Annotated in this window: 10 protein-coding genes and 1 pseudogene; 4 read left to right on the forward strand and 7 right to left on the reverse strand. The window is 50.1% G+C overall.

The features are described from left to right. Window positions 1-2: 2 nt before the first annotated feature. Window positions 3-413, reverse strand: a complete 411-nt coding sequence (locus tag M5G17_RS17770) for a DUF4952 domain-containing protein (RefSeq protein ID WP_273894225.1) — start codon at window positions 411-413, stop codon at window positions 3-5. A gap of 26 nt (window positions 414-439) precedes the next feature. Continuing rightward, the gene (locus M5G17_RS17775) at window positions 440-1219 is read right to left on the reverse strand and encodes a class I SAM-dependent methyltransferase (protein ID WP_273894226.1); all 780 of its coding nucleotides are present in this window, start codon (window positions 1217-1219) and stop codon (window positions 440-442) included. A gap of 646 nt (window positions 1220-1865) precedes the next feature. Here M5G17_RS17775 and M5G17_RS17780 point away from each other — a divergent pair. After that, the gene (locus M5G17_RS17780; RefSeq protein ID WP_273894227.1) at window positions 1866-2297 is read left to right on the forward strand and encodes a hypothetical protein; all 432 of its coding nucleotides are present in this window, start codon (window positions 1866-1868) and stop codon (window positions 2295-2297) included. A gap of 107 nt (window positions 2298-2404) precedes the next feature. Here M5G17_RS17780 and M5G17_RS17785 read toward each other — a convergent pair whose 3' ends face one another. Next, window positions 2405-2641 carry a helix-turn-helix domain-containing protein gene (locus tag M5G17_RS17785; RefSeq protein ID WP_273894228.1) on the reverse strand — a complete coding sequence of 79 codons (237 nt, stop codon included), beginning with the start codon at window positions 2639-2641 and terminating at the stop codon, window positions 2405-2407. A 129-nt stretch (window positions 2642-2770) separates the two neighbouring features. On the opposite strand from M5G17_RS17785, the gene M5G17_RS17790 reads away from it, so the two are divergent. Beyond that, complete coding sequence (locus tag M5G17_RS17790) at window positions 2771-3175, forward strand: hypothetical protein (RefSeq protein ID WP_273894229.1); 405 nt, start codon at window positions 2771-2773, stop codon at window positions 3173-3175. Window positions 3176-3214: 39 nt separating this feature from the next. On the opposite strand, the gene M5G17_RS17795 is transcribed toward M5G17_RS17790, so the two are convergent. From M5G17_RS17795 to M5G17_RS17805, 3 genes are all read right to left on the reverse strand, one after another. Then, window positions 3215-4144, reverse strand: a complete 930-nt coding sequence (locus tag M5G17_RS17795; protein WP_273894230.1) for a hypothetical protein — start codon at window positions 4142-4144, stop codon at window positions 3215-3217. Between the two features lie 136 nt (window positions 4145-4280). Further along, window positions 4281-4898 carry a helix-turn-helix domain-containing protein gene (locus M5G17_RS17800; protein WP_273894231.1) on the reverse strand — a complete coding sequence of 206 codons (618 nt, stop codon included), beginning with the start codon at window positions 4896-4898 and terminating at the stop codon, window positions 4281-4283. 44 nt (window positions 4899-4942) lie between these two features. Next, window positions 4943-5512 (reverse strand): recombinase family protein, encoded by a 570-nt coding sequence (locus M5G17_RS17805; RefSeq protein WP_273894232.1) that lies wholly within the window; start codon window positions 5510-5512, stop codon window positions 4943-4945. Window positions 5513-5785: 273 nt separating this feature from the next. On the opposite strand from M5G17_RS17805, the gene M5G17_RS17810 reads away from it, so the two are divergent. After that, window positions 5786-6751: a hypothetical protein gene (locus M5G17_RS17810; RefSeq protein WP_273894233.1), complete on the forward strand. Its 966-nt coding sequence runs from the start codon at window positions 5786-5788 to the stop codon at window positions 6749-6751. Then, entirely contained in the window at window positions 6741-9326 is a 2586-nt protein-coding gene (locus M5G17_RS17815; RefSeq protein ID WP_273894234.1) for a hypothetical protein, read from the forward strand. The genes M5G17_RS17810 and M5G17_RS17815 overlap by 11 nt, the downstream gene beginning before the upstream one ends. 55 nt (window positions 9327-9381) lie before the next feature. On the opposite strand, the pseudogene M5G17_RS17820 reads toward M5G17_RS17815, so the two are convergent. Beyond that, window positions 9382-9752, reverse strand: a pseudogene (locus M5G17_RS17820) (site-specific integrase); the annotation flags it as partial.

The raw sequence follows: 9752 nt of genomic DNA on the forward strand, positions 1-9752 counted from the left end.
GATCAGGGTTCGAGGGTATTGACGCTGACGGTGATGTAGAAGTACTCGATCTGTGCCCATTGTGAGCGCTGGTTGATTGGTGTCTCTTCGGAAACCATAAGGATTTCGTAGCCGATGCCACTTTGCCGCTCGCGGTGGAAGTGGCGTAGCGAGTCCCACATGCAGCACAGGAAGCGCAGGCGAGGCATGCCGAAAGTTTGCTGCAGATAGCCCTCAGCCACTGTGGCTTTGGTGCCTTTGATCTTGTAGGTCGCGATCAAGGGCGCCGTCTGTAACTCCACTTCCTGATGACAGCCCTGATATTTGATGGCCTTTGGATACGCGCCCAATGTGTTTAGGAAGTCCTCGCACTGCGGCGCGGCCTGCACTGCGCCACACAGCAGGAACAAGGTAAGAACAATCAGTGGGCGCATTGCTTTCGTCCTTGATTCACGCCGGGTCAGGCAAAGCTGATGTTGGTGCGCTGCTTGCCGTAAACAACCCGTGCGGCGGACAGCAACTGGTGCGGGATCTCGACGAACGGGATATCTGAGTTGGTGATGGCGATATCTACAAGCTGCAGCATCATCGAATTCTTTCTGACCAGGATGACATCGGACCAATCGGTGTTGGTAACCGCCACAGGCACGAAATCCGAACGCTTGAGGAAGCTACTCAGGGCTTCGAGCACGCCCAGGTTCTGCTTGGTGCCCTGGAGGCTGTGGCAGCAATCGTTGAGTAGCATGAAGCCATCGTCGGTGAGCAGGTCCTGGTAGTACATCATGTCACGCAGGATGTACTCGTATTGATGGTTGGCATCAATGTAGACCAGGTCGAATTTCTCGATACCGGTTTTTGGCTGGATTTCAGCAATGGCGTCGATCGTCTCGGCGCGAATGAGGGTGACATTGTCCTTGTCGGCGAACTTGCCTTGGCATTCGGCATACAGGTTGTCCCAGGTAGCCATGTCAAACAGCGAGCCACCATAGTAGTAAGCATAGCTGTCTACGGCGTCAACCCAGGGTGGCAGTTGGTCGAACGGGCTGTAGGCTTCGGTGGCCGAGGGGCTCCAGCTGTCGATCAACACCATCTTTTCAGGGGAGAGGGCGTTATAGAGGTTCAGCGCATTTTGCCCGCGCAGGACACCAAGCTCGGCGATGACCGGCTTTTTGTTGCAGGCATCAAACACTGCCTTGAGAACGTGGTAGAAGGTCTCGCGGTGGGTCATACAGACTTTCATGCCTGCTCCTGTTCTGTTGTGGATGCGGTCCCGCCCGGAGTCGACAAAGGTGCGAATCAGGACGGTCCTTCCAGCGGGTTATCGACCGTCGCGGCAATAGGATGAGCAAGGTTTTGTACACGACGTGTCGATGGTTGACAGGCGGGATCAGGCAGAGCTGTGCGGGCAACAAAAAAGGCATCTGCGCAGAGCGCCAGATGCCTTTTTCGTTTTGCGTATTTGGTGGAACCGGGGGGATGGGAAACCTTACAGAGTGGTTTCACTTAAACCCCTGAATTCCTTGCCTTCAGCCCTGATGTCCGCACCGTTGGTGTCACACTCTAGTGGGGTCGATTGATGGTAGAGCTCTGACCATACGATCTCGCCCCCTATTCCACAAGGTGGCGCATACAAAAATGCCTGAAAGGGAGTTGAACCGCCGTCCGCCAAGTAACGAGCAGAAGCTCTGAAACGCATCCCCCAGCAGCGGGGAAGAAAACTTGCTGGTGCGATTCAATCAGAAGGAGCGAGGGTGGCACGGCAGTTTATAGAGTCGTTTGCGACCTAGGGCTTCAGGCACTACTTTGTAGGGAGACCGAGAAGGTTGCTCAGCGAGCGTCAGGAGCATTAGAGAAAAGAATGATTTCCTATAGAAAGGGAAAGACTCATGTGGTCATTCGGTAACCCACTAAAAAACAAGAAGGCCCGGATGACCGCTTTGGATAAGGCGTGTCGCCTTTTGACAATGCAGCTTCTCGGAGCAAAGGAGTCCGAGCGATTCATCGAAGATGGGAAGAGTCGGTGGCCGCTAGGCTACTGCTTCGGCCTGTTGCAGGCCTCATTGGAAGCTCTTGATGCCACGGTGACACCACAGCAATCCGATTACGACTCGCACATCAAGACGGGATTTGGCCGAGTCTTCGGGGACGAGGCATTTGGCGTCATCCAATACCATGTCAGCCTCTCAAGTTGGAGGGACGAGCAATTCCAGGCGGGGCGTATTGCAGGAGCCACCGAGTATGTACAGATATGGAATACAAAATCAGATCGAGCATTTGGTCTGGCGCAATACCTGAGCGGAAATGCTCAAAAGGAATGATCCTATGACGAACCCCCTCGGATTGATCGCAGAATCACGCACCAGCTGCCCGCTGAGCCCAACCTGCAAACGTGGGGCTATTCGCGAAAACCACCTAAAGGTTAAGGTCAATCAGAGCTTGGTCGAAGCAAGGTAGCCGGCGCCACACCGAGCGCTCGTGCTATCCGTTCAATGTTGTGAATCGTGACGTTTTTCTCTGACCTCTCAAGCATGCCGATGTAAGTTCGGTGGACGCCCGCACGCTCGGCCAACTCCTCCTGGGAAAGCTTCTGTTCTAAACGAAGGCGCCGCAGATTGGTGGCAAACGTATGGATTAGGGGGACAGGACTTTCTTCATTTTTCATCCGCCAAATGTGGCGTGATGCACACTATGGTTCGACATACTATAGTTAGCATTCTGCCGGCTGCTAAACGTCGACTACGCCGTCTTCAGCCGTATCTGTGAATCATTAGTTCATGAAACAGGGTGATCCATGACGAACAAAATATTGATCGCTGCGGTTTGTTTGACGGTTTCCGCTGGCGCTTTCGCTGAGGTGAAGGCGAATTGCAGTACAAAAATGAGTGGGGAGGCCAAATGTGAATTTATGAATACTGGGCCGAAGAAAGATAGCGCCTGCGTAGTCATTGAGATGGTCCGGGCCTACAGCGCTGATACGTACACCCGGCCTGCATTTGGTGGGGAAGGAGCCGCTCTGGTATCCGACAAGATATGTTCGGGGCTGGTGGAGCCTCAGGACATTCGTGAGAGGAGTCCTTCAGGTGGATGGTCCGTTAATGGAACCCCAATGACTCCTTTGGCGTTTTGTGATTCTGACAACCCGTGGTTCAAAGCTTCCTCCAACTGCACAATGACCACCAAAGCCGTTAACAATTGATTTTCGGGTGCCCGTATCGGTAGCCGAATCCTCTGCTGCCTATACGGTGCCGCTCGGTCCATAGAGCCCCACAGGAGCTGTTGCCACCAGCTCAGACAATTTCAGCCCATTAAGCTTCCCTTCGTGCCAGCGTTTAGCCTCCCTTTTCAGCTGAGCAGACATGAACGTCTGTTTTCCGTTGGGCAAGTCATACTCCATAGATAGCGATGCATCATAGCGAACAGACAAGCCGTTTTTCGAAGCGTAGAAACACCACTTCGTCGCTGACTGCCTGATGTCTGAGTCAGCATCTCTACCCGGAGATTTGAACATGAGGTCTGCATCTGCCTCGCCTTTTAGAGATCGTAGGTTTTTTCTTAGTGGCGTCTTTCCTGGAGCAGAAAACCCGGCGGGCCCAATCATCAACCCATGCAGATGCCAGCGTCTCCGACTTGATGGTTGGGAGAGAGCTGCTGGCGCTTTCTCCACCCCATACAGGAATTCCACGCCTGGGCCGATAGACTTGGAGACAAGCCGGGTCATTTGATCCCGGATGTACTCCAGGGCTGACTCGTCATCTCCATCAATCCGGCGGCTTAATGTTTCAGTGAGAATCAGTGTGAAGGTCCGCAGATCCCACCCTCTAGCGGTAGCCATACGTTCAAGCGGCTCCGCTGCTGAGGCCAACTTGTCGAATTCGTGCAGTGCTCTCCAATCCCCCAGTTTCTCTAGCAGGGGAGGAGGTCGGACTAGAAGTGAGTTCGCTTTGAGTTTTTTCTCAGGTAAATGAGGAATATCTGTCCTTAATATACTCCTCTTGTGCATTGAAAATTCCTTTGAACGCACCGTGGTTACTAGGCTTTCAGTCTTTTTGTGAGGACGTTTTTTTACGGACTTTTGCAAAGCTGCTGGTCCAATGCTACCTCCAACCGGGTCAGGGGTAAGCGAGGGATGCGATACTGATTTGGCGATCTGCTCTTCTTCACCCACCACAATTCTCTCTCATTCATCGCCCAGATTTTCAAATTCCTCTTGTACTGGTTGCCGCCGGGGGCTTGGCTTGCGTTACACAGTTCTAAGACTTTGACAAATGGACAGGTCACGTTCCAGTCAAGGATAGGTCAAGTTAATCGCGGGCACCTTCCCTTGGTGGCTTAACCAGATCCTGTTCTTGTAGCCAGGCGATTGTTTCCAACTCATCAGCGATCGCCTCGGCATCGCCCTCCAATTCAGCATCGTCCAATCGCTGCTGGGCTCGCATGATGGCTACATCGGTTTCCGTCATGAATCTGATGTGCAGTTCGGGTAACTCATCTATGTCTTGCGACTCCGCAAGCTTATCAAGAGGCAGTGCACGGCGCCCAACGTCTTGCGTCAGCTTCAGTGTTGTTGCACTGGCCGCGAGCGACCTAAAAGCGGTAGGTCCTGCTGGATCAAGTGCGTCCAAAGACTCAGCTAGCTTTGTCCGAATTTTTTGAGTGAGGGCAAGGTCGTCTAGAACACGAGAGGCAGCTATCTGCCGCACGGAATCCAGGGAGAATGCTGCGTTCAACATCTCATCTCGTGCTTTTTCAATGAGCGCGTTGGCTGAGGCGCCGGGGATTACACTGTGTCGTTTGAGCAGGCGCTGGACCGTACTAATGCTGAGTTCAAGTCTTTCGGCGATGGCGCAAACTGTCCATCCGGCTTCGCGTAAAACTGCGGCTTGGACACCTTGATCTGGCGTAACTTTCTTTCCGGGCATGTTGTAAGCCTCATTTGACTGAAGGACATGCAAGACCAGTTGGGTTAGGCCTTGTTCCAGTGACGCTTCACTGTGGCGATACCTAGACCAGTCCTGGCCGCTACTTCCGCCTGACTCATGGCTTGCGCCTTAAATCGCTGCACTTCTGCGGTGGTCTTTGTTGCCTGAGGGCGTCCAAGCCGCTTGCCCTCAGCTTTGGCACGTTTAAGGCCTGCTTGAGTTCTCTCGACTAGGAGGTCACGTTCAAACTCTGCAACCGCCCCTAAAACTTGCATTGTCATCTTGCCAGCTGCTGAGGTCAGGTCTACGCCCCCCAAAGCAAGGCAGTGAACTCTTATTCCGCTTGCAGTGAGCTGTTCAACCGTAACTCGAACGTCCATGGCATTGCGCCCTAGGTGGTCAAGTTTGGTCACTATCAACACGTCTGACGGCTCCATGCGGTCAAGCAATTTCTGGAAGCCGGGACGCTCTATTGCGGACACGCTACCTGAAACGGTTTCCTCGACGACTCTGCTTGGGCTCACATCGAATCCGGCTGCTTTGACCTCTTGCAGTTGGTTTTCCGTGAACTGGTTCGCAGTGGATACTCTGGCGTAGAGGAAGGTGCGAGACATGGGTGTTTCCCTCGTGGAATCATAAAACCTAGTATCACAATAGCAGGGGATCATTAATCGTGTGAAGGTATTTTGATGATGCCTTTGAGGGAGTTGATGAGTGGTATCGTTTAACGGTCGTTTGATGATTCCTCTACGCATATTTTGTGATCGGACAGTAGTGCCTGATAAGGTGGGGTTAAAGGAACCGTCCTACGGAGGCTTTATGCCTGTTTCTAAGGAAATTAGATTGTGTACTGTTAGGTGCATGCCCCTCCTGAATTTGAGGTGGGTATGACTAGCAAAGGTAAGAAGCTTAGTAACCCGTTCTCAACTGGAGGTGGCGGAGGCCATTTTGAGTCGCACGTTCAGGCGTCCTTTGTGGCTCTAATGCTGACTGGAGGGTATGCGCCCTGTTTACCTTGCAGACCAATCAGCAAAATTAAGCTCCAGGGGAAGTTTTCTGGGTACAGTACCGACGATTTGATCGTTTTTACTCAAGGGGTCGATGGTGCAGACGGACACAAATTACTTGGCCAAGTAAAACATTTCATCACGATAACAGACGGGGATGCGGTGTTTGGTGAGGTGATTCAGTCAGCATGGAGTGACTTCAATAATGAAGAGCTTTTCAATAAGCGCAGCGACGTTATAGCTCTTATTACAGGTCCGCTGAGTGCTACGGATACTGGGGACGTCCGGACAATCCTAGACTGGGCGAGGCATGCAGAAAATTCTAAAGAGTTTTTTGAAAAGGTCGAGTTGGCGCATTTTAGCAGCGCTACGAAGAGAGCAAAGCTGCAAGCATTTAAGTTGCATTTGAAGGCGGCTAATAACGATGTTGATTTAACTCAGGAGGAGATTTTCGAGTTTCTTTGTCGTTTTCATTTGCTGGGCTATGACCTTGATATTAAAGCAGGAGTTACTCTTGCGCTACTTCACTCTCTAATAGGGCTTTACTCAACTGATAATGTTGAATCTACTTGGGCGAGGCTTGTAGGCGAAGTTCAGTCGGCCAACCAAAATGCCGGAACTATCTTCGTTGATAATTTGCCAGAAGATCTTCTGTTGATATTCAGGCAGCGGAAAATTGAGGAAATACCGCCGTCATTGGCGGTCCCGCGTTCACCAAAGCCTGTTGCGCTCGTACAGGATCATGAGCAACTGGTCTCATTAACTGTGGCCGCTCTGCTTGGCGGATGGAATGAGAGTAATGAGTGTGATCTTGAGATGGTACGGGGGTTAGTCGATGGATTTTAATATCTGGATTGCCAACCTAAGATCCTTGGTTCAAGAGCAAGAAAACCCTTTACAAATACGCAACGGTCACTGGGAGGTTGTGGACCGGAAGGCGCTTTGGAAAAGCGTAGGTGGTAGGGTTTTTGACACTCATTTAGAAAAGCTAAGAGTTAGCTTTAAAGAAGTTCTTTCAGAGATTGATCCTCAATTTGAGTTGGATAGTGAAGATCGTCCGTCTGCAATCATGTTTGGAAAGACCCTGCGGTACTCGACAGATTTAAGGCGGGGGATGTCTGAAACATTAGCGCTTTTGGGCGCGGATGGTGCAGCTCTAACCAACTGCTCTCAGCACAAGCCAGAGAACACTGCGGTTAACGTTGTTCATGAACTATTAGAGCAGGCGGATTGGCGACTGTGGGGAAGTTTAAATGATTTGCTGCCAAATATCGCTGAGGCTGCCCCAAATGAGTTTCTGAATTGCGTAGAAAGTTCCTTGCAATGTCCGCAGGCTCCATTTGTGAAGCTGTTCTCCGAAGGAAGTGAAGGGTTTAGTGGCAGGAATTACATGACGGGTCTTCTTTGGGCTTTGGAAGCTCTGGGATGGTCCGAAGAGAATTTTATGCGCGTGGTTGTAATTTTGGCTGAGTTAGCCTCAATCGACCCGGGTGGTAATCACGGTAACAGACCTGTAAATTCTCTAAAAACAATGATTTTACCTTGGTTTCCCCAAACTATGGCTGGCGCTGAAAAACGAATCGTTTCAGTCAAAGCGGTAAAAGCAGAGTTTCCAGATATTGCATGGAATGTGTTGAAAAGCTTACTGCCAAATCAACATCAGACGTCAACTGGTACATACAAGCCTAGATGGCTCGAAGTGGTTCCAGACGATTGGGAGCCAAAAGTTTCTAATCAAGAGTATCGAGATCAAGTTGCGGCGTATGCAGAAATAGCGGTCGAGATGTCCTACGGTAATTTAGAGCGAATCAAGGAGCTAGTGAAAAACCTAGATAACCTGCCACAGCCGTCTTTCGATCGTTTTTTAGCTCACCTCTCCTCAGATGCTGTGCGGGGACTTTCAGAACCTGAACGTCTGACAATCTGGAGTACATTAACTGAATTTGTGGCAAAGCATCGCCGTTTTTCTGATGCGGAATGGTCTTTGGACGAAGAGGTTGTATCCAAAATCGATGAGGTTGCAGGTTACCTTGCTCCAATTAGTAAGGATGTTTTGTATCGTCGACTTTTTAGTACAAGAGACTTTGATCTTTATGAAGAAAAAGGTGATTGGGAGGGGCAGCGGAAAAAGCTTGAGGGTCGAAGAAAACAAGCAGTAAAAGAAATACTTGATGAGCATGGCGTTGAAGGAGTTGTGAGGTTTTTAGACTCTATTGAAGCTCCTAACTTGGTTGGCTGGGCGTTAGGTGTTGTCGCTGGTGCTGAAGTGGATGCGGAACTGCTCCCGGCTTTTCTAGCGACCGAAAATGATAACTATAAAAAATTTATTGGGGCCTACATTTGGAGTAAAAACTTTTTAGGTAAGCAAGTCTGGATTGAGGGGCTCGACCGTAAAGCCTGGACTACTGAGCAATCTTGCCAGTTTCTTATGTATTTACCCTTTGAGTCGACGACTTGGATTCTAGTAGATCAATGGCTAGGGGCGGAAAAAGATAAATATTGGCAGGCTGTCCCCGTAAATCCTTATCCGACTGAAAGTGATTTGTTAGTAGCTGTTGATAATTTGTTAAGAGTGTCTCGCCCTCAACAAGCTGTAGAGTGCCTTAGTGCCAGGCTTCACAAGAAACTTCCATTTGATAGTAAACGAACAGCCGCAGCTCTCATTGGGGCAGTCAAGGAAGACTCATCAAGTGGTATGGATTCGTACAATGTGGCAGAGCTTATCAAAGCGTTGCAGAGTGACCCTGCAACAGACCCTGATGATCTGTTTCGTGTTGAGTGGGCTTACCTGCCAATGCTTGGTGCTTATAGTGAGGCAAAGCCAAAGCTGCTTCAGGAAAAGTTAGCTACCCAACCGAGTTTTTTCTGTGAGTTGATTCGCCTTATTTATAGGTCTACAAAAGATCAGGACAACGATGTCGAGGAACCGACGGAGCAGGCGAAAGCCATTGCGACTAATGCGTGGCGCCTTCTACATGAATGGGAATGGCCTCCAGGTTTGCAAGTCGATAATAGTTTTTCCACAGCGGAGTTTGATAGCTGGTTTAGTAGTGTTAAAGCGCAATGTGTTGAGTCGGGCCATCTTGAAGTGGCATTGGTGAAGCTTGGTGAGGTGTTGTTTTACTGTCCCGCCGACTCCAATGGGCTTTGGATAGTAGAGAGTGTTGCTAAAGTTTTGAACTCTCGGGATGGAGAGTCGATCAGAAGTGGGTTTTGTACGGAAGTTTTTAATTCCAGAGGAGCTCATTTTGTCGACCCAACTGGTAGTCCAGAGAGAGAGTTGGCTAACCATTGGCGCGAGAAAGCAAATGCGGTGGAAAATGCAGGATATCCTCGGTTTGCCGCATCACTTCGGGAGCTTGCAGGCTCATATGATCGACACGCAGAGCGAATTATAAAACGGCAGGAGGAAAGGTCTTAGTTTGAAGTAAGGGGCTTTTTCTAGCCCCTGATTTATTGGTTGATAAAAGTCGTCGTCATTTGAATGAGCGGTTGTGTCGTTTTCTGTGGGTAAGTATGCTTTTAACTAGGGTGCTGCCAAAACGTTCTTCAAAATTTATTTTGTAGCTTGTAATGTTTTTCATTGCGATGGGGATTGGGAGGAGCATTAGCGCTCCAAGCATTTGCTCTATCGTGGCACCGCCGTCATAGTGCTTTCCAGCGATAGTTTCAGGGGCATGCCCTGTGATGGCATCGATTATCGACTGATCAAGTCCTTTTCCGTCCCGCTTGGCGTTACATAGGGTGGTTTCTAGCGTATGTCTAAATGAGTAGAGGCTTTTTCCATCGTGAGGGACATGGACGCCAATGGCGACTAAATAGTATGCGATCCATGAACCCCACCTGC

This window comes from Pseudomonas rubra, assembly GCF_028656935.1.
Classification (GTDB): domain Bacteria; phylum Pseudomonadota; class Gammaproteobacteria; order Pseudomonadales; family Pseudomonadaceae; genus Aquipseudomonas; species Aquipseudomonas rubra.

Excerpts from the sequence above, each read along its gene's own strand:
- M5G17_RS17810 (WP_273894233.1), top strand. The coding sequence starts at position 5,786 with ATGACTAGCAAAGGTAAGAAGCTTAGTAACCCGTTCTCAACTGGAGGT.
- M5G17_RS17785 (WP_273894228.1), bottom strand. The coding sequence starts at position 2,641 with ATGAAAAATGAAGAAAGTCCTGTCCCCCTAATCCATACGTTTGCCACC.
- M5G17_RS17790 (WP_273894229.1), top strand. The coding sequence starts at position 2,771 with ATGACGAACAAAATATTGATCGCTGCGGTTTGTTTGACGGTTTCCGCT.
- M5G17_RS17805 (WP_273894232.1), bottom strand. The coding sequence starts at position 5,512 with ATGTCTCGCACCTTCCTCTACGCCAGAGTATCCACTGCGAACCAGTTC.
- M5G17_RS17775 (WP_273894226.1), bottom strand. The coding sequence starts at position 1,219 with ATGAAAGTCTGTATGACCCACCGCGAGACCTTCTACCACGTTCTCAAG.
- M5G17_RS17770 (WP_273894225.1), bottom strand. The coding sequence starts at position 413 with ATGCGCCCACTGATTGTTCTTACCTTGTTCCTGCTGTGTGGCGCAGTG.
- M5G17_RS17800 (WP_273894231.1), bottom strand. The coding sequence starts at position 4,898 with ATGCCCGGAAAGAAAGTTACGCCAGATCAAGGTGTCCAAGCCGCAGTT.
- M5G17_RS17780 (WP_273894227.1), top strand. The coding sequence starts at position 1,866 with ATGTGGTCATTCGGTAACCCACTAAAAAACAAGAAGGCCCGGATGACC.
- M5G17_RS17815 (WP_273894234.1), top strand. The coding sequence starts at position 6,741 with ATGGATTTTAATATCTGGATTGCCAACCTAAGATCCTTGGTTCAAGAG.